The sequence below is a fragment of the Duganella sp. Root1480D1 genome (genome assembly GCF_001427305.1).
GTDB lineage: Bacteria > Pseudomonadota > Gammaproteobacteria > Burkholderiales > Burkholderiaceae_D > Rugamonas.
In genome coordinates this window covers 39,182-60,376 of the sequence record NZ_LMFZ01000002.1, presented here as the reverse complement: position 1 = coordinate 60,376, position 21,195 = coordinate 39,182, and the positions used below count along the sequence as shown (strand labels likewise).

Genomic DNA, 21,195 nt, shown 5'->3' with positions numbered 1-21,195 from the left:
TTAGTAGAACTCTCCGACTTCGGCGATAGATTCGGCGCGCAATGCGTTCCGTAGCGCGTTCACGAATTCGGTCTCTGGCAAGGAATGTACTTCTTCGGAAAAGGCGGGAAGGTCTTTGCCAAAGTCGAGGATCACCGCTGCTCGCCAATATCCTTTGTAATCCTTCGAAGCGAGATGCTTCATCGCGAAGTCTTCGATGTGGAGCCTTACGTTCGGAGCTGTCGCATTCGTGGAGGGGAAGGATTCGGCGTAAGCAATTTCATAAAGTTCTTCGTCTTGGTAAGCGAAGGATGGTTGCTCTGCCAGTTCAAAGAAAAGCCCGTCAGAGCTCCAGTGGACCCTGTAATCTTCGCCAAGCACGAAGAGGACGTTCATGAGATAGCGCTCTTCGTCATCGCATTCGTACAGTGACGGTCCGGCGAGGCGCGCTACCGCAGCGCCGTTAGTGCCGTCGAACTTGAACGCTTTCCCCGCCAATCCTTTTGGAATGCTTGCATCTGTGGTCCTGCGGGGTTTTCCGCCTGCGAGATCGACAACTTCCAGGATCGTGTCGTTAAGGCCCCAAGAAGCGAGCACCTTATTGACGCGCTCGAACGTGTCCGCCGCGGGATGCCAGCTTTCGTCGTCTACAACGAGAAAATGACGATATTCCACACCCATTCCTTACTCCCTTCATTAGTAGAGCCTCGTCAGAAGACGCCAGCATTTCCGCGTTCGAATTGCTGCCGCCACTGGGCATAGCCTTCCAATTCCTCTTTCGAGACGACAGCATGCCCGACAAGGGATTGTCCCGCTGCAGCGCCTGGTGCCCGGTTTGGCACTAGCGCGACTTTGACCGTCCATTTCCCTGACTGTGCGGCGGCGCGCGCCTCCTCAAATGAATTGAATTCAGACGCGCCAAACGCGCTGGAAATAACGAGCAGGAAGTCATCCTCGGTGGCGACAAAGGCCTTGCCCTGGATATTGATTGAGGCGCCCGCCTTGTAATCAAACCGGTCAACTTTAAGAATTTTGTTGACTGAAAACTTGCCGTCGGAACGTTTGCTGACAAGAAGATCCCCCTCGTGAAATGGGAATGTCTTGTACTCAGGAGGGAAGAAATTGCCGGCTTGGATGGACATGGTGAGTGACATCAAGGTAAGAAAGGTCAGGATTCGGATCAACATCATTTCATTCCAACGAAAGTAAAAACGCCGATCGCGAGTAGCCAACTGCCCATAAGGAACAGCATCGGCAAGAGAGTCCATCGGACAACGGTATCTTCCCATTTCCTGGGATGTTTTCCTCGTATCAAAGGGAGGAGAATGTGAAGGCCATTGAGCCCAAGCATCGGCAAGAGATTGAATGCTGCGCCTTTTGCGCAGAGAAGTCCTGCATAAGCGATCGACGAGTGCGAGCTGGCAAAATCCTTACCTGCGCGCAGATATGCCTGTGCATCGGAAAAAGGACTGACCGCCCCAATGAACAATTGGCGGAAGGCGCCGAAAAATGCCTCTGCTCCCTCATGCCCCAATGCCAGCATCGCCATAAGCAAGACCGATCCCGCGCCGGCAACTGGTACTGCGATCTGCTTCCAGACCGGAGCGTGGTCAAAGGCGTCGGCCAGTTCGGAATCGGAGAGAAGTTCCGCGCGCGAGTCTTTCATTCGGACATACCCGCCAAGCAGGAACCACCCGATCCGAACCTTTCCGCGTTCCCAGATTGCTGCACCGGTTCCGAAAGAGACTTTACGAACAGGGATGCCAATCGAGTGTGCTGCCAACGCCATTGCGGCGACGTGAACAAAGGCGGTAACGCTGAGAAGAACGATGGCTTGGGCCAGCCAGGGCATCATTTTCTTTTCCTGGCTTGGTGTTCAAGGTATTCCATAAGAACTCACTCCTGCAATTTTTTCCTCATTCATAAGACCACCACTTTGCGATCTGGCAGTATGGCCAAGGGCCAGTTGCCTTGGCAGTAGATTTGCACCAGTTTGCACCAGAAGCCTTCTTGCCCAACAAGGTCTCAGCAGCCGCCATGCGGCATGCATATCGTGCACCCGAAAGCGCTGCGCCTGTGAGGTCCGTGCCACCGCTTTTGAAAGCAGGAATCTCGCCGCAAGAGCGTTGGGATTGCACCGCAATCTTGAATGCCGCGATCTTTGCCGCCACGAGCTCAGATGCCAGCCCTTTCTCATTTGCTGCTGTTGCCAATGCCGTACCATGAATCGGGTCGGGCTCATCGTTCGTTGTCGGAAGCCAGGACATCGCCGAGTAAGGGTAGGCAGGCTCCCTTGCTTGCCCGGCTCCGAACTCTCCTTCCCTGGCAGACGAAATAAATTCCCTCCAGCCGGCCAAATCCTTGATTGGTACAACGAACGCACTTTCCTCCGCTTCACCTATGCGTGTGAACCATTGCGCAGACGAGATGGCGTCCAGGATTCTGCTAGAGCCCACCAGATCTCCTAATGCTCTGGCCGACGAATCACCTCGCCGGGCCTTGAAGCGGGCACGCCGAATCCGGAAGAAACGGAGCGCCGAAGCGATTCGAACGCACCGTTCATGGACTGATCGTAACCAGCTGGATTTGCCGCGAGATGCGGCCATGCGAAGCGCAAGCCAACGACTACGTCGGCGAAGGGTTTCTTGGCATCGATGATTGTATAAGCTGTGCCTTGCTGGCTAGCCTGTTGGGTGTAGATGGTCCAGCCTTCGAGCGTACTGACTGTTGGTGGCAGCGCGCCGAATTGCTTTCCAATTGCGGATGCAGCAGTTTGTCCGCGCTCCGCGTCAACATGGAACAGGCTGACCGCGACATTGCTGGAATGCGGCGTCCCTTCGTCAGCGGGATTCGCGACCTGGAAAGCTGCAACCGATACTGGCGGCTTGGTTTGCATGGACAGCACTGCCCACTGGTCCGGCACGGTGAACCGTACATAGCCTTTTCCGGTAACGATGGTGAATTCAGCGGCGAATGCCAGCGAAGTCATTGCGAGGAAAGCGAAGGTGGCGAGGAGCTTGAACATAAAGTGATGAATGGTCAGAAGCCGAAGCCCGCGCCGAGGCTAAGCCTGGGATGATGGCCGTCGCCTTTAGGGAACATGAGGCCGGCCCTGAAAATGATCACCTGGGCTTCGACGCCATAGTATTCGGTGTGGCCGTCGGCCAGCCATGGGTTCGAGCGCGTTTTCCAGCGTGCCAGGTCGACTCCGCCCCAGAATACGCCATGACCTTTGGCTGCAACGCGGTAGCCGACAAACTGCTTGCTTCCGTAAAGCCCGAATTCATTACCGACCGTGACGGCAGAATCATTGCCGGTCGGGATGGCGAGGCCGACGCGCGCCGAAACGCCGAGCGGGGTGTTGGCCCAGACGCCGAGCGTGGCGTAGTCGAGTGGGGCAAACTCTTTTCCCTCCGCGTGTGCGCAGGCGCTCGAAAACAGGAAAATAAGGACGGCGGAAATCTTACGGACGTTCATGAGGCTTGTTGTTGGGGTGGAAGGGCGTGCGTGAAATATCCTGGTATTTGCCATTGATCGCGTAGTCGCCTGGCGAATAGAGCGGATTCCAGGCGCCATCCAGGAAGGGCGTCGAGCACATCGGCCAACAATTCTTCGGGCGATTCATGGCGCGGGTACGCAAAGTTCAAGGTGCAGTAAATGAACTGCAACCATGCCTCCGGCCGGCCGTCGAGTTCCAGCGTCGCGCACAATTCCAGGTCGGATTCCTCCGGCAACTCCGCGTAGGCAGCCTGCACCTCGTGAATCATTGGCGATATTTCTGCGATCTGGTCAGCCCCCATCACGCGAGCCTCCTCGGCAGGTGGCATTCCATCCCATTTATCGCTTCTCCAGCATTTGCAGTGTCAAAATAAATATTGCGAATTTGCAATTAGCAGTATGACACTGAACCGGGAAAAGAAAAAGGGCATGAATTCATGCCCTTTTTTCTGTGCAGCGGAGATCCGAATTACTTGCAATAGCGCTGGCGCAGCAAGTCCAGCATCGCCACGTTCTGGTCCCACGCATTGCTGACGGGCTGGCCGGTGTAAGGCAAGGTGAAAGTGTAAGGCGCCGGGCCGAATTCCGGGGTAAGCGTCATGCGTTCGGCGCCGTCGTTGCGGCGCAGCTCAATGATGCGGTCCCACCAGGACAGGTGGGCTTTCAGTGCGTCGGCATTTTCCGGCGCGCGGAAGTCGGCGACCTGCGGGCCTTGCTGGTGGCCGATGCGGGCGTGGATATGGCGCACGCGCGGCAGCACTTTGGCCAGCGTCAGTTCCTGGTCTTCCAACAGCGATTCGCAGGCCACGCACCAGTGCGAAAGGTCGGCGTTCAGCTGGAGCTGCGGCAGGCGATCGAGATAAGGCAGCAGCAGCATAGGGTGGCCGCTGAAGCGGCTGCGGTGGATCTCGTGCACCACCGGCACGCCATACTCCTTCGAGATGCCGGCGGCGAGCGCGATCAGTTCTTCGTTCTGCTTTGGCGTGTACCAATCCTTGCCGGTGTGCGAGTTGACCAGCACCGGCTGCACCTCGCAGGCGTTGCGCAGCAGCTCTCCAAGCGCCTGTTTGTGCGCATCGAAATCGGCGTGGAACACTGTCTCCCATTGGGCGACAATCAAATCCAGCCCTGCGTTGGCGATCTTGTAGGCCCAGTTATCGCGCTGGGCGCGGTCCAGCGGCAGCGACATTTCGATGCCGTCGAAGCCCGCTTCTTTTACCTTGGCGATGAAGACGTCCGGCGGCAGCTCATTGCTGCCCCAGTGCGGTGCGAAGATGCTGATTTTCACAGGAAGCCTCGCACAGGGAAGGAAGCGTCACGCTGGATCCAGTTGCGCTTGGAATATTCGGTGCGGCCGTCGGTCACGTGCAGCGTGTAGGCATGGCGCGAAACCGGCGAGCGGTTCGGCGCACTGTAATGCGGCAGAAGGCCGTGGAAGCAGACCAGCGAGCCGGCCTTGCATTCGAGCGGCACGGCGGTGGCGTCGGTTGGCCAAGGCGTGTTGTCCAGCTTTTCCACGCTCACCTGGTCGCCTTCGCGGATGAAGCGTTCGCGCAGCGGTGAGCGATGGCCGCCCGGTTCCGCCCACATGCAGCCATTTTCCAGCGTGGCGTCTTCCAGCGCGAACCAGAATGTGGTGACGCTGATCGGAGTGGTGTCGAAATAGGTGGCGTCCTGGTGCCAGCGCACTTCGCCACCGATGCCAGGCTGCTTGAAGATGTACATCGATTGCCAGACCTGCGGTTCGGCCAGGCCGATATCGCGGGCGATCTGCTCCAGGCGCGCGTCGGCGGTGAAGGCGCGGAAGGCCGGGTCCAGGTCGTGCATGGCGTGGCCGATCTTGTTGATCGACAGTTCCTTGGCCTGTTTCAGTTGGCCGTCCGGACCAAAGGCTTCTTCCTCAAAGAAGCAGCGCATGGTGTTATCCGAGCCCAGGAAGTAGTCGTCGGCCTTCTTTTCCTGCTCCTTGGTGGTGAAGATGCCTTGCGCGACAGCCGGGTCGAAGTCGTTCACGACTTGCGCGGCGCGGGCGCGCAGGGCGGCGATTTCTTCTGCGCTCTTGAAACCTGGGATGACGATGAAGCCGTCCTTGGCGTATTGGGCTTTTTGGGCGTCGGTCAGCATGTGGTGCTCCTTTTCTTGATGCAGGTCATTGTAGGCATGCGATTGGATGCGAACAACGCACAAACGGTTGACACATTGTCTTCAAAATGGAGACAATCGATGCCATGGACCAGCTCAAGGCAATGGAAATCTTCGTCGAGGTAGCGCGCCAGCGCAGCTTCAGCGGCGCCGCGCGCCGGCTGGGCATGACGCGCGCCATGGTGAGCAAGCATGTGATCGCGCTGGAGGAACGCCTGAATGCGCGCCTGCTGCACCGCTCCACGCGCGACGTGAGCCTGACCGACGCGGGACAGGCTTACCTTGAACCCTGCGCCCTGGCGGTGCTGCAGGCGCAGGAAGCGGCGCGGGTGGTGACGCACGCCGGCATCGAACTGGCGGGGCCGCTGCGGATCCAGGCGCCCTCCAGTTTCGGCAGCGAATGGCTGGCCGATGCGGTGGCGCGATTCAGCTTGCCGCATCCGCAGTTGGCGCCGCTGTTGCACGTCGACGATGCGCTGCTGGACCCGATCGAGCATGGCTTTGACCTGACGATCCGCGTAGGCGGGATTCCGGACAGCCGCGCGCTGGCGATACGCCCCCTGGCGCCGTGCCGTGGCGTATTGTGTGCATCGCCAGCCTACCTGGCGCGTGCCGGGCGGCCCGAGGTTCCGGAAGACCTGCATCGCCACCAATGCCTGCATTTCAGCCACCTGACCGGCGGCATCGCATGGCACTTTGCGCGCGGCGAAGAGCGGACTACGGTGCGGGTGACGCCGGCCTTCACCGCCAATAACGGGATGGTGTTGCAGCATGCAGCCTTGCGCGGTCTGGGCATCGTGTACACGACGACCTTCCTGGCCTGGCGCGACATGATCGAGGGGCGGCTGGTGCCGGTGCTGGCGGATTGGGACTTGCCCTTGAACCATTTGAGCGCCCTGTACCCGGCCACGCGCCAGCTATCGCCGAAGGTGAGGGCGTTGATCGATTTCCTGGTGGCGGAGTACCAGCCTGCACCGCCCTGGGACAAGGCCCTGGCAGAGGCGGGGTTGCTAAATATATAATCAAGGGATGGACCAGTCCCGCCTCCTCAATGTCGATGCCCTGCGCGGCTTCGCCCTGCTCGGAATTCTGAGCGTCAATATCTGGCTGTTTGCCGATCCTTATTTTGCATCCGGCGTGAACAACCCGCGCTATGGCGGCGGGCTGGATATCGCAGTGCGCTTTGTGGTGGCGCTGCTGTTCGAGACCAAGTTCTACCTGCTGTTTTCCTTCCTGTTTGGTTACAGCTTTACGCTACAGATGGCGGCGGCCGAACGAGCCGGCGCTGCGTTCCGCCCGCGCATGCTGCGCCGTTCGGCGGGGCTGGCAGTGCTGGGCGTGCTGCATGGCTGCCTGCTGTTTTATGGCGACATCCTGCATTTATATGGCTTGCTGTGCTTCCTGCTCCTGGCCCTGTACGGCCGGCAGCGCCGCGCGATCGAAGTGGCGGCGGCCCTGCTGCTGTTGGCGGCTTTGATGCTGGCGGCGCTTGGAGTTGTGCTCCTGCTCGGGGGAGAGGGAGCGCCGGACCTGAAGCCCGTGTTTGCCAAGCTTGCAGCCTTCCATGGCGAGGCACGCAGCACGCAGGCTTACATCACGGGTGAATTCCCATCGACAGTGGCGCTGCTGCTGTTCGGCCAGGGACCGAGCGCGTTCGCCATGTTCCTGATTGGGATGGCGGCGGGGCGCGAGCAACTGTTTGCCAGGGCAGATGCGCTGCGGGCCTGGCTTCCGCGCGTCCTGCGCCTCGGATTGTTGGGCGCAGGCGGCGCTGTGTTGTACGCACTGGCCTCGGAGCTGGCTCCCGGCGGCGCGATGGTCATCTTCGCCACCGCGCTGAGCGTGCTGACCGCGCCTTTCCTGACGGCGGCTTATGTTGCAGCACTTTTGATGTTGTTCGACAGCCGCCATGGCGCGCACGTGATTGCGGCGCTGGCGCCAATGGGCAAGCTCGCCTTAAGCAATTACCTGATGCAATCGCTGGTCATGGCCGTGCTGTTCACCGGCTACGGCATGCGACTGTGCGACGCACTCCCGCCAATCGCCGTGCTGGCGCTGGTGCCAGCGATCTACCTCGCACAAATGGCCCTCAGCGCTTGGTGGCTCAAGCACCGCACCTACGGCCCCGCTGAATGGCTGCTGCGCGCAATAACGAATTGGCAGTGGCTGCCTCAGGAAGCGGGCGCCCAGCCGCCGTCGCGGTAGACCTGTTCGTCGTCGAGGTAGACCGCGTCGGTCTGGACGAAGACGTCGACGTGGAAGCGGGCGTCTTTGCGCTTGAACTGGGGCTTCTGGTATTGGCCGTGCTTGGCGCCCAGCGAAAGGTGGATGCCGCACATGCGCTCGTAGGTGCCGATGTCGTCCACCGTGCGCTCGCGCGAAAAGGCTCGGTTCATGCCGAAGCCAAGTTCACGCACCCACACTTCGCCTTCATGCGCGCGAATGATCGCCAGCATATTGTCGAACTCGGGAGTGCTGTTTTCGGCGCCGACCACGCGGCCTTTTTCCACGATCATGGTGATCGGGGTGACAGGGCGGTTGACGTGGAAGGTGGTGTCGCCGAACACGAACACCTTGGCGCGGCCGTTGACCGCTTCCAGGTCCTGCGCCTCGGTGAATACTTCGCCGATCGGGAACAGGCCGCCGACATTCTTCATGGCGCTGTAGTCGCCGATATTCAGCTTGGCTTCTTCAAACGCAGAAGCGAACACCAGCCGCTCGCCGCCACTTTCCACCACGCCCGACTGCGCGCGTTCGATGCGCGCCTTCAAGGCATGGCCTACGCCACGGTAGTACGCCGGGTCATAAGCCAGTGCGTCAATATAGACAAGACCTTGTTCACCCGGCATGCGTGACAGATGCATATGCTCGATCACCTTCAGGCCGCGCTTGAACAGTTCCATGCGGATGCGGTATTCATTCAGGCGGAAGCTGGTGGTCTGCACCAGCACCACCAGGTCGCCCGCCTGCAGTTGCTCGAAAGCCGCAAGTACCTCTTCTGGCTGCAACGTGTCAAAGTCGATGAAGCGGCCTGCAGGCAGGGCTGCGCGGTAGGCGTCAGCCAGCACCTGGGACAAGGGGCTGCGGTGGTCGAATACCACTAAAGCCTGCTGTGGCGCGGCGTGTTCGATGGCGTGGGCAAGCAGGTCGCGCACATTGCGCGCTGCCGAATCGCGGGCGGCAGGTGGAAAAGCTGTCATTATCAGGCTATAAAGAAGATGAGGCATGCGCATTATACGGCGCGCCGCCGCTTGAACCGGGAAAGGGCGCGAGGTAGAATCGGATGCATATAGCCGGGGAGAAACATTGATGGGTGTACAGTTTGGCCAGGACCTGCCGCTACAGCGGCCCGATGAAACGGATAGCCGTGCGGCCATCTTCGTCCCGACGTCCAATATCAAGGAAGATATCCTGAGCGCGATCCGCAAGGGGGCGGCAGTAGTCGGTTATGGCAATCACGACCACACACTGACCATCTATTACGAAAGCAACCGCTTTAATGAGCCGACGCTGGCCAAGTGGGAGCAGAAGGCACGCAAGGCTTACGACCGACTGCGCGACAACCTGCCGACCACGTCCAAGATGGTTTGCAAGCTGGATAACTTCGAACAGATCGGTTACATCAGCAACAAGGGCATCACCATCCGCCGCCGCAGCAGCCTGGATCGCTGGCTCGAGGAGTCGGATGCCAAGGATTCCGCGCCGGAAGGCGATAACGTCGCCTTCGCTCCGCCGCCGCCGCCCAAAAAGATCGTCGCCGATTAAGACTCGGTGCTACCATCTGCCCAAAGCCAAATATTGGAGCGCAGATGCAGGTAAGCCTTTTAGCTGCAGGTGGCGTTTTCCTGTTGGTGTTGCTGGCATCCAACGCCGTTCGGCGCGCCTTCATGCGCCATGTTCAGGAGCGCGGAACCGATATCTCGGCCGCGGACACGGCCGGCTGGCTGCTGTTCTTCGGATTGGCCTTCCTGGCCGCTGCCGTGCTGGGGGTGCTGAACCCTTCCAAATTCCTCAACCTGGCTTTCTGCAGCACCTTGCTGGTGTTCGGCGTGGCAGCGCTGGTCGGCGCCTTCGTCATCGGTCGCCGTTAGCATCCTCTTGCCATGCCACCGGGATATTGCGGATCTCGTTGCCATTCCATGCAGTGACCAGTCCTTCCACGCGCTTGCCTTCGACCTTCAGCGCTGCCACGTGGTAGCGGTAATCCGGCCCGAATTGGCGTTCGGCCGCACGCAGCGCGCGCTCCGCCGCATCGCCATGCAGCATGAGCGCCAGCGTGCTGCACACCATCAGCGACAGCGTGGCGCCGCAGGCAGCGGCCAATCCCATGTGGCGCGGTTTATGGCCGGCAGCGCGGCGCGCGGCCAGTACCGCCGGGGCGCCGAGGGTGCGATAGAGCCAGTGCAGCAGCAACATCCAGGTCGCGCTGGTGACAAGGGACGGGAGGATGCGCGGTTGCAGCTTGAGTTGGGTCAGGGTCAGGTCGACCGGCTGCATCAGGGGCCAGGCCAGCATCATCACGCCAAGGGCGCACAGCGCGAAGGCGGCAATCCAACGCACCAGCGAGGCCATGTGCAGACTGCCGAACAGCAAGCCTACTCCGGCTGCTGCGCCGAGCAGGAAAAGGCCGGACCGAATGGCCAGCAAGTCGCAGGTGCCCAGCACCACCAGCACCATGCCCGCCCGCTTAAGGATGGGAATGTGCGCGTCCATTGGAGTATTCTAGCGTAACATTTTCGATATGCCGGTTGGAAAGGAGACACCATGAAAAGCATGATTGCCGTGCTGTTTGCAACGCTCACGCTGGCCCTGGGCGGTTGCCAGAAACCTGAGGACAAGCGTATCGGCCCGGCAGAACAGGCCGGCCGTGAAATCGACAAAGCTGCCAGCGTGGCCGGCGAGAAGCTGGACCGGGCTGCCAACCAGGCTGGCGAAAAACTGGACCAGGCTGGCCAGAAACTGGACCAGGCGGCCCAGCAAGCCGGCGAAAAGTTGAACAAGGCGACTGAAAAGCTGGGCGAGAAAGTCGAGCAGGCCGGCAAGGAAATGCAGGAGTCGGCCCGCGAAGCGCGCAAGGAAAAGAACTAGTTTCCGGACTTGCTTTTGAGCGGTACGACGTTGGATGGCGGCGGCTCGTCGGGCATGCCGCCCAACACCAGTGTCAGGTCGACAAAGCCGGCGCGCCAGGCCTGCTCCAGGTTCTGCTCGATGGCTTCCATCGAGGTCTGCTCGAAGTTGGAGAAGCCGCGCACGCCGTAGGCGCGGTTGCGCCCGTGGGCCTTGGCCAGGTACAGCGCCATGTCCACCAGGTTGACCGCGCGCTCCCAAGGTAGCGGCAAGCCGCCCGGCGCCAGCGGGAACGGTGCAAAGCCGACCGAGACGTTTACATGAATCATATGGGCCTGGAACGGCACCGGCTGCGACGACACGCAGTTCAGGATGCGGCGCGCAATTTCATCCACGCCGTTGCGCGGGATGGCCGGCAGGAAGGCCAGGAATTCTTCGCCGCCCCAGCGCACGATCATGTCGGTCTCGCGCAGTGCAATGCGCAGGCTTTCCGCAATCATCTTCAGCACCGCATCGCCGGCCGCGTGGCCGTAGGTGTCGTTGACGTGCTTGAAGTGGTCGACGTCCAGCAGGAATAGCGCGCCCACGATGTCTTCGCCATTGGCGCCGCGCCGCTCCACCTGGTTATGCGTGCGCATGTAGTCCTGGAAGTGGCGGCGGTTGTACAGTGCCGTGAGCGGATCGAGCGAGCTTTGCGCCTTCAACTCCAGGTTCTTCACCTCAAGCTGGGCATTGGCCTGGCGCACCTTGCGATACAGCAGGCCGACAATCACCGCAGCCAGCGCGAACACGACTGCCAACAGCCACCAGATGCGTTGCTGCAGCCGGCGCGCAGTCAGCTCTGCGCCCTTGGCCTGGTTTTCATGCGATAGCTGTTCGATCTGGCGCTTTTTCTTTTCGGTGTCGTACTTTTCCTGCAGCTCCCACATGGTTTTCTTGCGCTGCGACTCGAACAGTTCGTTCGAAATCTGGCGCTCACGATGGTAGGCTTCCACCGCACCCTGATAGTCGCCCGCGCGCTCCAGCGCTTCGCCGTATTCGGTCAACAGGGCTTGCAGCTCCGGCTTGTCGCCGGTCTTTTCGTAATAGGCCATGCCCAGCGCGAAGGACTTCTTTCCTTCTGCAACCTTGTTGGTGCCCATGTAGGCCTGGCCGGCATTGATGCGCGCCGTGGCTTCGTTGGCATCGTCGCTCGCATCACGCGCGGCAGCCGAGGCTTCATTGGCAAAGCGCAGCGCGGTCGGGAAGTCGTGCAGCTTCAGGTTGATATCGGACAGGTTCACCAGCGTAGTGGCGATCATGCGCTTGGCGCCAATCTTGCGGGTCAGGTCCAGGTTGGCCAGCAGGGCGCGCATGCCGCGCTTGTACTGTTGCGTATCGACGGCCAGGCCGTATTCGGTGTTGTTGGCAATCGCCATGCGGCCCGGTGAATTCAGGGTTTCCGACACTTCGAAGGTTTCGCCCAGTGTTTCCCATGCCTTTTCGTACTCGCGCACCTGGGTATAGAACAGGGTCAGCGCGTTGAGCGCGCTGGCCAGCGGCACCTTGTCGTTCTCGACCTTTTGCGCCAGTTCCACCGCTGATTGCAGGCGGATCAGGGCCACCGGATAGTTGCCTTGTTCGGCGTAGCTCTGGCCGGCGGTGATGGTGGACTGCACACGCAGCACCATATCGGTGGTGGCGCTGGCCACCTTTTCCGCTTCGAAGGCCAGTTCGTGCGAGACCTGGCGTTCGTTCATGGCCGAACGCACATAGGCTTTCGTCAGCAAGCCTTTGGCGATGATGATCTTGTTGTCCTGCGCGCGCCCGAAGTCGTACAGTTCTTCGGCCAGGGCGAGCGCGACGTCATGCTTGCCAAGGCTGCGGTGGGTCAGGCTGAGTTGGGCCAGGAATTCGGCGCGGGTCAGGGGCGGGGCGGAACGGGCCACCGGTTCCATCTGCTGCAACTCGACCAGGGCTTTTTCGGGAACGAAGCGCACCAGTTCGCGGATCTGGGCAATTTCGCTGTCGAGCGGCGACTGGGCGAATGCAAGACAGGGCGCAAGCAGACAGGCGCCGGCCAGCGTTCGGAGGCGCTTGGAAATCGTCAAAACCGGAAAGCCTGGCAACTTGGGTCCTTGGGGTCGCATGAGCAGCGTGTGCGGTTCATTATATGCCTGTTGCAAGCGGGAAATCCGCTAGCGCCTCACTATTTGCATGATAGACGCCTTAACTGTGGGGAAAATACAAGTGGATTTTCCACTTGTGTAACTACTTGCACAATATTTCCACCCGGCCCTTCAATTCAACCGTTCGTCGCATGCCCTGCGCGCACTCGGCCGGGGCCGGATACAGTCCACCTCACTAACATTCTTGAGGCGAAAACAATATGCTCGAACTGCGCAATGTCAGCAAAGCGTTCCGCGACCTGAAAGCGGTGGACGACGTTTCCATGAAACTTGGTACCGGCGTGATTGGCCTTGTCGGTCACAACGGTGCCGGCAAGACCACCTTGATGCAGTTGCTTGCCACATTGTCGCGGCCGACTGCCGGCAGCATCCTGTTCGATGGCATAGACATTGTGCGCAAACCGGATGCGATGCGGCGCCGTCTTGGTTTCCTGCCGCAGGAATTCGGCGTCTATCCGAACCTGACCGCACTGGAATGCTTGCAGTATTTCGCGGCGCTGAAAGGCGTGCGCGATCCGGCCCGCATCCGCCACCTGCTGGAATTGGTGAACCTGTCCGAACATGCGCGGCGGCCGGCGGCGTCGTTCTCGGGCGGCATGCGGCGCCGCTTGGGAATCGCGCAGGCGCTGCTGAACGATCCCGATATCCTGATCGTGGACGAACCGACTGCGGGCCTCGATCCGGAGGAGCGCTTGCGCTTCCGCCGTTTGCTGTCCGAACTGGGCTTTGGCAAGCTGGTGATCGTGTCGACCCATATCGTGCCGGATGTGGAGAGCATTGCCGGCCAGTTGGCCATCATGCGCAAGGGCCGCTTGCTGGCGCTGGAAACGCCGGACGCCATCCTGCAACGGGCGCGTGGCCAGGTGTGGCAGGCCAGTGTCGATGCGGCCGACTACGATGCGCTGCGCAGCCGTTTTCACGTGCTGCAGGCGCAGCGCCAGGGCGCGCAGGTGCAGTTGCGCGTGGCCCATCCCGGTCAGCCGCTGGCGGGCGCGCAGGCAGTTGAACCCAGCCTGGAGGAGGCGTTGATGGCGCAACGTTATGCGCTGTCGGAGCCGGTTGCGGAGGCCGCATGAGTCCAATCGGAATCACGGCGCTCAATGAAGTGCGGTTGCGCCTGCGCCGCATGTCGACGCTGGCAGCGCTGCTGGCAGTGGTCGCGCTGTGCTGGATTGCCATTGCCGATCCTGCCGATGGCGTCACCATGATGGTGATCGACAAGAAGCGCGTGCTGTACACCAGCCAGGCGCTGGCGTTTGGCAGCGCGCATATCGCCGGCATGCTGCTTGGGCTGGCGGGCTTTTACCTGCTGCGCGGACGCGTGGCGGACGACCTGCAAAGCGGCATGGGCGCGGTGATCGGCGCCACAGGCGCCAGCAACGCCTTGCTGGTCTTCGGGCGCTGGCTGGGTGGCGCTGGGTACCTGATGCTGTTTGTATTCGCGTACCTCGGTTCCACGCTGGTGCTGCATGCCTTGCGCGGCGAAGGGGCGATCGAGTTGCCGGTTTATTTGCAGACCTATGCGTTGCTGCTGCTGCCGATTATCAGCTACGCAGCCGCCTGCGCGGTCCTGTTCGACAACATCGGGCCGCTGGTCGGCAAGCGTGGCGACGTGCTGTTCTTCTTCCTGTGGTGTATGCAGTTTGGCGCCCTGGTTGGCGTTACCGAGAGTCCCGGCGCGGTGTGGCCGATGTTGCTGGACTTCTCCGGACTGTCGGTAGCCGTGACGACATTGCGCGAGCATTTTGAGACAACATCCTTTGTCCTTGGCCGCAGTGCTTTCGATCCGGCCGGAGCGACGCTGCTCATTCCGGCCTCCTTGTGGACGTTCAAGGCATGGGCGATCCGCACGGCTACGCTGTTGCTGTCCATGCTGCTGCTGGTGCCAGCCACGCTGTTCTTCCACCGCTATTCGCCGGACCGGGTGCGGCCACGCGCTGCGCGCGGCAACCGCTTGCTGGCGCTGGCTAACCGTATGCTGCATCCGGTGGCGCTGGCGGTGCGCCCCTTGCCAGGCCTGGCGATGCGCGTGCCGGGCTTCGCCGGTGAAGTGCTGGCAGAGGTGGCGCTTGTGCTGTCGATGTCGCCTTCCGCAGCGCTGGCGCTGACGGCGGGCAGCGTGGCTGCGGTGCTGGTGTCACCCGGCGCGCTGCCGGGCGTGATGACTGCCGGCGTTGCCTGCTGGGGCCTGATCGCCTGCGGCATTGCGCCGCGCGACTGGCAGAACGGGGCCGATGCCATGACCGGCGTGTTGCCGGGTGGCGTTATGCGGCGCTACCTACGGCAATGGGCTGCCAGCCTGGTCCTCGCGCTGCCGCTGGCGGTTGTGGCTTTGCGCTGGACAGCGGATGCGCCGGTGCGCGCCGCTGCGGGACTCGCGGGCCTGCTGGCACTGGCGTCGGCTGCCAGCCTGCTGGGCGGCTTGACGCGCGGAGCGCGGCTGTTCCTGGCCCTGTTCCTGTTCACCTGGTATATCGCGCTCAATTCGCCGAAGGAGGCGACGCTGGACCTGGTGGGTTTTAATGGCTCCGCCAATGCGGGCAGCGTCGCTGCATGGGCGCTGGCAGGCTGCCTGGCGTGGGCAGTGGGCCTGGCCTGCAGCCGTTGGCGCGGCGCCTAGAATTCCTCCCAGTCGTCGCCGGCAGGGGCGGTGTTGCGGGCGGCGGCTCGCGTGCGCGCCGCTGGCCGGGCGGGCTCGGCTTGGCGTGGCGCTGGCGGCGACGCCGCGGGGGTGCCGGGTAAGTCACTGGCCGCGGCAGATCCGGAAGCCTGCCGGCGTGCGCCAGCGGCAATGCGGCCCGAGGCCCGGCCACTGGTGCGGGAGGCGGGCTGGCGAGGCGGCGCGGCGGTAGCCACGGCAAGCTCGGAGCGCGGTGGAGCGTTAGCCCTGGTGGCGTGCGCGGTGGCCGCAGCACCGCCCTTCAAGCGGAAGATGCTGACCGCCTGCGCCAGCGCCTGCGCCTGTTCCTGCAGGCTTTCCGCCGCAGCCGCTGCCTGCTCGACCAGGGCCGCATTCTGCTGCGTCATGGTATCCATCTGCCCGATTGCCTGGTTCACTTCACCGATGCCGCTGCCCTGTTGCTGGCTGGCGCTGGTGATTTCCCCCATGATGCCGGCCACCTTGTGGACCGAAGCGACGATGCGCTGCATGGTATCGCCGGCCGCATCGACCAGCCGGCCGCCTTCCTCGACACGCGAGACCGAGGCGCCGATCAGTTCCTTGATTTCCTTGGCCGCTGCGGCGCTGCGCTGCGCCAGGTTGCGTACCTCCGACGCCACCACGGCAAAGCCGCGTCCTTGCTCGCCGGCGCGCGCCGCTTCCACGGCAGCATTCAGCGCCAGGATATTGGTCTGGAACGCTATGCCGTCAATCACGCCGATGATGTCGCTGATGCGCGCCGAACTATCCTTGATGGCACCCATGGTGACGACCACTTGCGACACCACGTCGCCGCCTTGTTCGGCCACATTGGCAGCATCGGCGGCCAGCTGGTTGGCCTGCTGCGCATTGTTGGCGTTCTGCTGCACGGTATCTGTCAGGTTTTCCATCGCGCTGGCGGTTTCCTCCAGCGAGGACGCCTGCGTTTCGGTCCGTGCCGACAGGTCGGCATTGCCGGTGGCGATTTCGCTGGTGGCCACCGTCATCTGGTCGGTACTGTTACGGATATTGCCGATCATGTCGGCCAGGCCTTTGTTGATGTGTTCCATCGCTTGCAGCAACTGGCCGATTTCGTCGCTGCGGCTGGCGTCGATGTCCCGGCTCAGGTCACCGCCTGCAATGCATTCGGCGGTATCGATCGCCTGCTGCAGGCCGGAGCGGATGTAGCGGTAAGCGAACAGCAGGCAGGCCACTGCCGCAATGACCGACATGGCCTGCAATGCCTGCGCCAGGAATTGGGCGCGGTCGAAGGCGGCACTGGCCGCCGCGACTTCTGCGCCGGTGCGTTCATCGAGCAGGGACAGGAACTCGTTCACCGGCTGCATGATCTTGGCCTTGTTCTGGTGGTAGGCCTTGTCGTGCATGATGCGGCGGGCCATCTCCGGATCGGGCGGGCCTTCGCGGGTGAAGCCGCCCTTGCCGTCATCGAACTTGCCCTTGACCGCATTCATGGCGATGACTTCGGTGCGAACCAGTTCGTTGGAATTGGCTTCCGCCTCTTTCAGCTTGGCGAATTCCTGGTCGGTGAAACCGGCGCGCTTCATCAGCTCAGACAAGGCGATCGTCTGGCCGGAGGACGGCGGCACCGGCGCACCCGCAGCCACAAAGTCCCAGTAAATACGCTCGTAGTTCCTGGGACGCGGCTTCTGGCCGTTGCGGATCGCCAGGATGTCCATGTACTGCTGCTCGTAAGCTGCTTCGCCCGACACCACATAGGTGCGTGCCAGACGGGTCAGGTCATCCGAACTTTGCCGCAGCTCGTCGGCCAGCAGGTAGGATTGGTAGCGCGAGTCCGCAGCCTGCTTGGCTTCGGCCTGCTTGCTGGAGACCCGGAGCAGGGCCAGCATTGTCAGTGTCGCCAGCACGACCGTGATGGCGAAAAACGCAATGAAGATACGTTTGATAGATAGGTTTCTTTGCATGGCACTGTCCCCCACTGGAGGACAGCATACCTCGACTACCAAGCGACTAGTAATTCTTTTCGTGCGGCAACTGCAAGTCAGGCGGCGAGCTGTTGCAGCAGATACAGGCGCTGGTACAGGCCATTATCAATCTGCATCAGTTCTTCGTGTGGCCCCTGTTCCACAATGCGCCCGTGATTCAGCACCACGATGCGGTCCGCTTCGCGGATGGTGGACAGGCGGTGTGCGATGGCGATGATGGTGACCTGGCCGCGCAACTCATTCAGCGCCACCTGCACCACCTGTTCGGTATGCGAATCGATGCGCGAGGTAGCTTCGTCGAGCAGCAGGATGCGCGGCTTGCCGGCCAGCGCGCGGGCAATCGCGATAAGCTGCTTCTGGCCGGAAGACAGGCGCGATCCGCCTTCGCCCAGCACGGTGTCGTAGCCGTCTTCCATCGCCATGATGAAGTCGTGGCAGTGGGCTGCCCGTGCGGCAGTCTCGATTTCATGCTGCGGCAGGCCGCGGCCCATGTCGATATTCTCGCGTGCGGAAGCGGCCAGCAGGAAAGGATCTTGCGGCACCAGCCCGACATCGATGCGGAACTGCTCGTTATCGATTTCGTCCAGCAGCATGCCGTTCATGCGGATGCTGCCGTGCGGGGCGGGGTAGTAGCGCAGCAGCAGCGACAGCAGGGTCGACTTGCCGCTGCCGGTGTGGCCGACGATGCCGAAGAAAGCGCCTTGCGGGATCGCCAGCGATAACTGGTGCAGCACGCGCTGGCCCTCGATGTACTCGAAGTCGAGAGCGCGGATATCGATCGCCGGGGCGCCGTCGTCATTGGCGGCGTGTCGGGTATGGGCACCGGCGCCGCTGCGGTGTTCCAGCGCGCTCTGTTCGCCAAGCAGGACCGCCACGCGCGATGTCGCCACCACCGATTGCTGCAACTGGCTGAATTGCATGGTGATCTGGATCAGCGGCTCGATCACGCGCGCGATGTAGTTGATGAAGGCGTACAGCACGCCCACCTCCGCTGCGCTCATGTCGCGCTGGCCGAACATGTAGATGACGGACGCCAGCAGCAGGACGTTCAGCATGTCCAGCGCGGGCCGCAGCAACCAGGCATTGGCGCGGATTTCGGCCAGGCGCTGGGTGTAGTGCTCCGCATTGGTGCTGGCGAAACGCTCGCCGAAGCGCTGCTCCGCGTTATTTGCCTGCAGCACCGTCATGCCGCCGATCGATTCGGCAATCTGCGCGTTGATGTCGCTGCGCAGTTGGCGCGCGCGCGTGACGGCCGGGGCGCTCAGGCGCTGGTAGGCCCAGACGATCACCAGCACGAAGGGCAGCAGCGCGACCACGATGGTCATCAGGCGCCAATCCAGCCAGGCCATGGCGGCGACGGTGCCGACCAGGACGATGGTGCTGTCGAGGATCACGAACAGTACCTGGATGTACAAGCCTTTCACGGCCTCGGTGTCGTTGGTCACGCGCGACACCAGTTGACCGGTGATGGCGCGGTCGAAGAAGGCCATTGGCAGCCGCAATACATGGCTGTAGACGCGTTCACGCAGGCGCTGCACGGAGCGCATGGCCACGCCGGACAGGCGCACCAGTTGCAGGTAGCGCACCCAGCTTGCGATCCAGCCCGTCAGCAGCACGCCGCCCAGCAGCAGGGCCATGCGCGTCCAGTCCAGGTACTTTGGCAGCAGATGTTCATCGATCAGGCGCTTGCCCAGCAAAGGGCCCAGCACTTCCATGCCGGCGGCAATGGCCAGCCACAGCACGGCCCAGCCCAAGTGATGCAGGTCCGGCCCGGAAGCTTCTTTCAAAAGGCCGACGGCCTGGCGCGTCTGTTCGCGAGCGCTTGGTTTATCAGGCTGCGTCAAGGCTGGCCTCCAGTTGTTGGTAGCGCCATTGGCTGGCGTACCAGCCGTTCAGCGCAAGCAGCTCTTCGTGCGTGCCCGACTCGGTGATGCGGCCATGCTGCAGCACCACGATCTGGTCCGCATCCACCACAGCGCTCAGGCGGTGGCTGGCGATGATGGCGCTGCGCGTGGTGTGGGCGCGGCGCAGTTCTTCCAGGTGTTCGAGGATGGCGGTTTCGGTGCCGGTGTCCACTGCCGACAAGGCATCGTCGAGCAGCAGCAAATCGTTATCCGACAGCAGGGCGCGCGCAATGGCCACGCGCTGGCGCTGGCCGCCAGACAGGGTGATGCCTTTCTCGCCGACCTCCGTTTCGTACTGGTGTGGGAACAGCAGGATGTCGTCGTGGATCGCCGCCAGGTCGGCCGCGCGCTCGACTTCCGCACGCGTGGCGCCGGGCTTGGCCAGCGCGATATTGTCGGCAATCGAAGCGGAGAACAGGAAGGACTCCTGCGGCACCCAACTGATTGCCGCACGCAACGCCTGCAGGGTGTACTGGTCCAGCGCGTGGCCGCTCCATTTGGCGCTGCCCTGCGTCGGCGTGAGCTGGCGCAGCAGCACACGCAGCAGCGTCGACTTGCCCGAGCCGGTCGGCCCGACCAGGCCCAGGGTCTGGCCTGGCTCCAGCGTCAGCGAGATATCGGACAACGCGGGTTCGTGCTGGCCGGGATAGGCAAAGCCCACGCCGCGCAATTCCAGGCTGCCGGGAGCGACGTGCGGCAAGCTGCCATGGTCTTCGATGGTCAAGGGCGCATCCAGCATCGGCTGCAGGCGCGCGTAAGCGGCGCGGCCACGCTCGATCAGCGACAACACCCAGCCTGCCGCAAACATCGGCCAGATCAACTGGCCAAGGTACATGCTGAAAGAAGTCAGTTCGCCGATTGTCAACTCGCCGCGCCATACGAGAAAACCGCCCAGTCCCAGCGACAGGCCGGTCGCGGCGGTAAGCGTCAGGCCGACGGCCGGCTCATAAGCCGCTTCCCAGCGCTGCGCGGTCAGGCTGGCGCCGGCCGCGGCGCCGGCCAGTTCCTCGAAGCGATTGCTGCTGCGCTGTTCCAGGCCAAGCGCGCGCAAGGTGCGCACGCCGGACAGGGTTTCCTGCACGTGGTCGTTCAAGGCACTGAAGCGCTTCAGCGAATCGGCGGAGGCAGTATGAATGTGCGAGGAAATGCGCCAGAAAGCCCAGGCCATCAACGGGAATGGAATCAACGCAAACAAAGCCAGGCGCCAGTCGACGCCAATCAGCATCATGCCAAGCACCAGCAGCAGGGTAAGCGAACCGTCGAAGCCAGCCAGCATCGCCTCGCCGGCCGCCATCTCGATGGCATCGATATCGTTGGTGGCCAAAGCCATCAAATCGCCGGTGCGCTGCTTCTGGAAGAATTGGGGACCCTGCAAGGACAGGCGGCGATAGAAGCGCGTGCGCAGTTCGACGCCCAACTGATAGGCAGCCGAGAACAGTTTCATGCGCCACGCGACGCGCAAGCCATAGTTCGCCACGCCCAGCAGGAGAAGCAAGCCGATGGCTTGCCACAAAGCCTCACGGCCAAGCGTGCCCGCAGCCAGGCCATCGACCATATAGCCGATCTGGCGCGGGATGCAGATACCGATGATTGCGACGCCGGCCAGCATGGCGCCGGCGGCTGCGTAAGGACGCCAATGGCTGCGGACAAAGCCACCGATCAGGCGCGATAAATTCATATGCTCAGAAGGAAAATGCTGCCAGGAGGCTGCAAGCATACCTCAGGGCAGAATTTTTCGCCGAACGCGCCCTCCGTGATGAAAGTCGGGGTCAGCTCCGGCTTCTCGAGGAGTTTTGCGCTTCGCGCAGGCGCGAAATGTCCGATTGCCGGAGCTG

General features: G+C 62.1%; 22 protein-coding genes. 7 read left to right on the top strand and 15 right to left on the bottom strand.

Translation table 11 applies throughout. The annotated features are described in order from the left end of the window. The 9 genes from ASD58_RS03695 to ASD58_RS03655 all read right to left on the bottom strand — a co-directional run bounded on the left by ASD58_RS03695 (position 1) and on the right by ASD58_RS03655 (position 5,601). Complete coding sequence (locus ASD58_RS03695) at positions 1-660, bottom strand: hypothetical protein (RefSeq protein WP_057259759.1); 660 nt, start codon at positions 658-660, stop codon at positions 1-3. 29 nt (positions 661-689) lie between these two features. Further along, the gene (locus ASD58_RS03690) at positions 690-1,169 is read right to left on the bottom strand and encodes a hypothetical protein (protein ID WP_229209887.1); all 480 of its coding nucleotides are present in this window, start codon (positions 1,167-1,169) and stop codon (positions 690-692) included. Further along, positions 1,166-1,834 carry a site-2 protease family protein gene (locus ASD58_RS03685; protein WP_057259758.1) on the bottom strand — a complete coding sequence of 223 codons (669 nt, stop codon included), beginning with the start codon at positions 1,832-1,834 and terminating at the stop codon, positions 1,166-1,168. The genes ASD58_RS03690 and ASD58_RS03685 overlap by 4 nt, the downstream gene beginning before the upstream one ends. Before the next feature lie 61 nt (positions 1,835-1,895). After that, complete coding sequence (locus ASD58_RS03680) at positions 1,896-2,435, bottom strand: hypothetical protein (RefSeq protein ID WP_057259757.1); 540 nt, start codon at positions 2,433-2,435, stop codon at positions 1,896-1,898. A gap of 8 nt (positions 2,436-2,443) precedes the next feature. Then, a complete protein-coding gene (locus ASD58_RS03675) occupies positions 2,444-3,004 on the bottom strand; it encodes a hypothetical protein (RefSeq protein ID WP_057259756.1) in 561 nt (186 codons plus the stop codon). A gap of 14 nt (positions 3,005-3,018) precedes the next feature. Next, a complete protein-coding gene (locus ASD58_RS03670) occupies positions 3,019-3,456 on the bottom strand; it encodes a hypothetical protein (RefSeq protein ID WP_057259755.1) in 438 nt (145 codons plus the stop codon). Then, entirely contained in the window at positions 3,453-3,782 is a 330-nt protein-coding gene (locus ASD58_RS03665; protein WP_156401139.1) for a hypothetical protein, read from the bottom strand. The genes ASD58_RS03670 and ASD58_RS03665 overlap by 4 nt, the downstream gene beginning before the upstream one ends. A 164-nt stretch (positions 3,783-3,946) precedes the next feature. Further along, a complete protein-coding gene (locus ASD58_RS03660; RefSeq protein ID WP_057259753.1) occupies positions 3,947-4,765 on the bottom strand; it encodes a sugar phosphate isomerase/epimerase in 819 nt (272 codons plus the stop codon). Then, positions 4,762-5,601 carry a phytanoyl-CoA dioxygenase family protein gene (locus ASD58_RS03655; RefSeq protein ID WP_057259921.1) on the bottom strand — a complete coding sequence of 280 codons (840 nt, stop codon included), beginning with the start codon at positions 5,599-5,601 and terminating at the stop codon, positions 4,762-4,764. Before ASD58_RS03655 ends, ASD58_RS03660 begins: the two co-directional genes overlap by 4 nt. Before the next feature lie 86 nt (positions 5,602-5,687). Here ASD58_RS03655 and ASD58_RS03650 point away from each other — a divergent pair, with 86 nt between their 5' ends. Further along, a complete protein-coding gene (locus ASD58_RS03650) occupies positions 5,688-6,641 on the top strand; it encodes a LysR family transcriptional regulator (protein WP_229209886.1) in 954 nt (317 codons plus the stop codon). 7 nt (positions 6,642-6,648) lie between these two features. After that, entirely contained in the window at positions 6,649-7,824 is a 1,176-nt protein-coding gene (locus tag ASD58_RS03645; protein ID WP_057259752.1) for a DUF418 domain-containing protein, read from the top strand. On the opposite strand, the gene ASD58_RS03640 is transcribed toward ASD58_RS03645, so the two are convergent. Continuing rightward, entirely contained in the window at positions 7,791-8,819 is a 1,029-nt protein-coding gene (locus ASD58_RS03640; RefSeq protein WP_229209885.1) for a hypothetical protein, read from the bottom strand. The two genes, ASD58_RS03645 and ASD58_RS03640, sit on opposite strands and share 34 nt — an antisense overlap. A gap of 109 nt (positions 8,820-8,928) precedes the next feature. Here ASD58_RS03640 and ASD58_RS03635 point away from each other — a divergent pair, with 109 nt between their 5' ends. Then, a complete protein-coding gene (locus ASD58_RS03635; RefSeq protein WP_057259750.1) occupies positions 8,929-9,384 on the top strand; it encodes a hypothetical protein in 456 nt (151 codons plus the stop codon). A gap of 44 nt (positions 9,385-9,428) precedes the next feature. Then, positions 9,429-9,710, top strand: coding sequence for a hypothetical protein (locus ASD58_RS03630; protein WP_057259749.1), 282 nt, complete (start codon positions 9,429-9,431; stop codon positions 9,708-9,710). On the opposite strand, the gene ASD58_RS03625 is transcribed toward ASD58_RS03630, so the two are convergent. Then, positions 9,694-10,332 (bottom strand): hypothetical protein, encoded by a 639-nt coding sequence (locus ASD58_RS03625; protein ID WP_057259748.1) that lies wholly within the window; start codon positions 10,330-10,332, stop codon positions 9,694-9,696. The two genes, ASD58_RS03630 and ASD58_RS03625, sit on opposite strands and share 17 nt — an antisense overlap. Positions 10,333-10,383: 51 nt before the next feature. Here ASD58_RS03625 and ASD58_RS03620 point away from each other — a divergent pair, with 51 nt between their 5' ends. Further along, on the top strand, positions 10,384-10,707 hold the full coding sequence (locus ASD58_RS03620) for a hypothetical protein (protein WP_057259747.1): 324 nt from the start codon (positions 10,384-10,386) through the stop codon (positions 10,705-10,707). Here ASD58_RS03620 and ASD58_RS03615 read toward each other — a convergent pair. Further along, positions 10,704-12,776, bottom strand: coding sequence for a GGDEF domain-containing protein (locus ASD58_RS03615; protein WP_229209884.1), 2,073 nt, complete (start codon positions 12,774-12,776; stop codon positions 10,704-10,706). The two genes, ASD58_RS03620 and ASD58_RS03615, sit on opposite strands and share 4 nt — an antisense overlap. A gap of 278 nt (positions 12,777-13,054) precedes the next feature. Here ASD58_RS03615 and ASD58_RS03610 point away from each other — a divergent pair, with 278 nt between their 5' ends. Together ASD58_RS03610 and ASD58_RS03605 are read left to right on the top strand one after the other, a co-directional pair. Next, the gene (locus ASD58_RS03610) at positions 13,055-13,930 is read left to right on the top strand and encodes an ABC transporter ATP-binding protein (RefSeq protein ID WP_057259746.1); all 876 of its coding nucleotides are present in this window, start codon (positions 13,055-13,057) and stop codon (positions 13,928-13,930) included. Further along, the gene (locus ASD58_RS03605) at positions 13,927-15,474 is read left to right on the top strand and encodes a hypothetical protein (protein WP_057259745.1); all 1,548 of its coding nucleotides are present in this window, start codon (positions 13,927-13,929) and stop codon (positions 15,472-15,474) included. Before ASD58_RS03610 ends, ASD58_RS03605 begins: the two co-directional genes overlap by 4 nt. Here the strand turns inward: ASD58_RS03605 and ASD58_RS03600 are convergent. The 3 genes from ASD58_RS03600 to ASD58_RS03590 all read right to left on the bottom strand — a co-directional run bounded on the left by ASD58_RS03600 (position 15,471) and on the right by ASD58_RS03590 (position 21,038). Further along, complete coding sequence (locus ASD58_RS03600) at positions 15,471-17,435, bottom strand: methyl-accepting chemotaxis protein (RefSeq protein WP_082565200.1); 1,965 nt, start codon at positions 17,433-17,435, stop codon at positions 15,471-15,473. The two genes, ASD58_RS03605 and ASD58_RS03600, sit on opposite strands and share 4 nt — an antisense overlap. A 77-nt stretch (positions 17,436-17,512) precedes the next feature. After that, on the bottom strand, positions 17,513-19,171 hold the full coding sequence (locus tag ASD58_RS03595; protein ID WP_229209893.1) for an ABC transporter transmembrane domain-containing protein: 1,659 nt from the start codon (positions 19,169-19,171) through the stop codon (positions 17,513-17,515). A 115-nt stretch (positions 19,172-19,286) separates the two neighbouring features. Next, complete coding sequence (locus tag ASD58_RS03590; protein WP_057259743.1) at positions 19,287-21,038, bottom strand: ABC transporter ATP-binding protein; 1,752 nt, start codon at positions 21,036-21,038, stop codon at positions 19,287-19,289. Positions 21,039-21,195 lie beyond the last annotated feature (157 nt).

What these genes read in the sequence shown, in the direction of transcription:
- ASD58_RS03650 (WP_229209886.1), top strand. Translation starts at nt 5,688, where the DNA reads ATGGAGACAATCGATGCCATGGACCAGCTCAAGGCAATGGAAATCTTC.
- ASD58_RS03635 (WP_057259750.1), top strand. Translation starts at nt 8,929, where the DNA reads ATGGGTGTACAGTTTGGCCAGGACCTGCCGCTACAGCGGCCCGATGAA.
- ASD58_RS03685 (WP_057259758.1), bottom strand. Translation starts at nt 1,834, where the DNA reads ATGATGCCCTGGCTGGCCCAAGCCATCGTTCTTCTCAGCGTTACCGCC.
- ASD58_RS03675 (WP_057259756.1), bottom strand. Translation starts at nt 3,004, where the DNA reads ATGTTCAAGCTCCTCGCCACCTTCGCTTTCCTCGCAATGACTTCGCTG.
- ASD58_RS03620 (WP_057259747.1), top strand. Translation starts at nt 10,384, where the DNA reads ATGAAAAGCATGATTGCCGTGCTGTTTGCAACGCTCACGCTGGCCCTG.
- ASD58_RS03645 (WP_057259752.1), top strand. Translation starts at nt 6,649, where the DNA reads ATGGACCAGTCCCGCCTCCTCAATGTCGATGCCCTGCGCGGCTTCGCC.
- ASD58_RS03695 (WP_057259759.1), bottom strand. Translation starts at nt 660, where the DNA reads ATGGGTGTGGAATATCGTCATTTTCTCGTTGTAGACGACGAAAGCTGG.
- ASD58_RS03605 (WP_057259745.1), top strand. Translation starts at nt 13,927, where the DNA reads ATGAGTCCAATCGGAATCACGGCGCTCAATGAAGTGCGGTTGCGCCTG.
- ASD58_RS03670 (WP_057259755.1), bottom strand. Translation starts at nt 3,456, where the DNA reads ATGAACGTCCGTAAGATTTCCGCCGTCCTTATTTTCCTGTTTTCGAGC.
- ASD58_RS03610 (WP_057259746.1), top strand. Translation starts at nt 13,055, where the DNA reads ATGCTCGAACTGCGCAATGTCAGCAAAGCGTTCCGCGACCTGAAAGCG.
- ASD58_RS03600 (WP_082565200.1), bottom strand. Translation starts at nt 17,435, where the DNA reads ATGCAAAGAAACCTATCTATCAAACGTATCTTCATTGCGTTTTTCGCC.
- ASD58_RS03590 (WP_057259743.1), bottom strand. Translation starts at nt 21,038, where the DNA reads ATGAATTTATCGCGCCTGATCGGTGGCTTTGTCCGCAGCCATTGGCGT.
- ASD58_RS03625 (WP_057259748.1), bottom strand. Translation starts at nt 10,332, where the DNA reads ATGGACGCGCACATTCCCATCCTTAAGCGGGCGGGCATGGTGCTGGTG.
- ASD58_RS03640 (WP_229209885.1), bottom strand. Translation starts at nt 8,819, where the DNA reads ATGACAGCTTTTCCACCTGCCGCCCGCGATTCGGCAGCGCGCAATGTG.
- ASD58_RS03690 (WP_229209887.1), bottom strand. Translation starts at nt 1,169, where the DNA reads ATGATGTTGATCCGAATCCTGACCTTTCTTACCTTGATGTCACTCACC.
- ASD58_RS03595 (WP_229209893.1), bottom strand. Translation starts at nt 19,171, where the DNA reads ATGGAAGTGCTGGGCCCTTTGCTGGGCAAGCGCCTGATCGATGAACAT.
- ASD58_RS03630 (WP_057259749.1), top strand. Translation starts at nt 9,429, where the DNA reads ATGCAGGTAAGCCTTTTAGCTGCAGGTGGCGTTTTCCTGTTGGTGTTG.
- ASD58_RS03655 (WP_057259921.1), bottom strand. Translation starts at nt 5,601, where the DNA reads ATGCTGACCGACGCCCAAAAAGCCCAATACGCCAAGGACGGCTTCATC.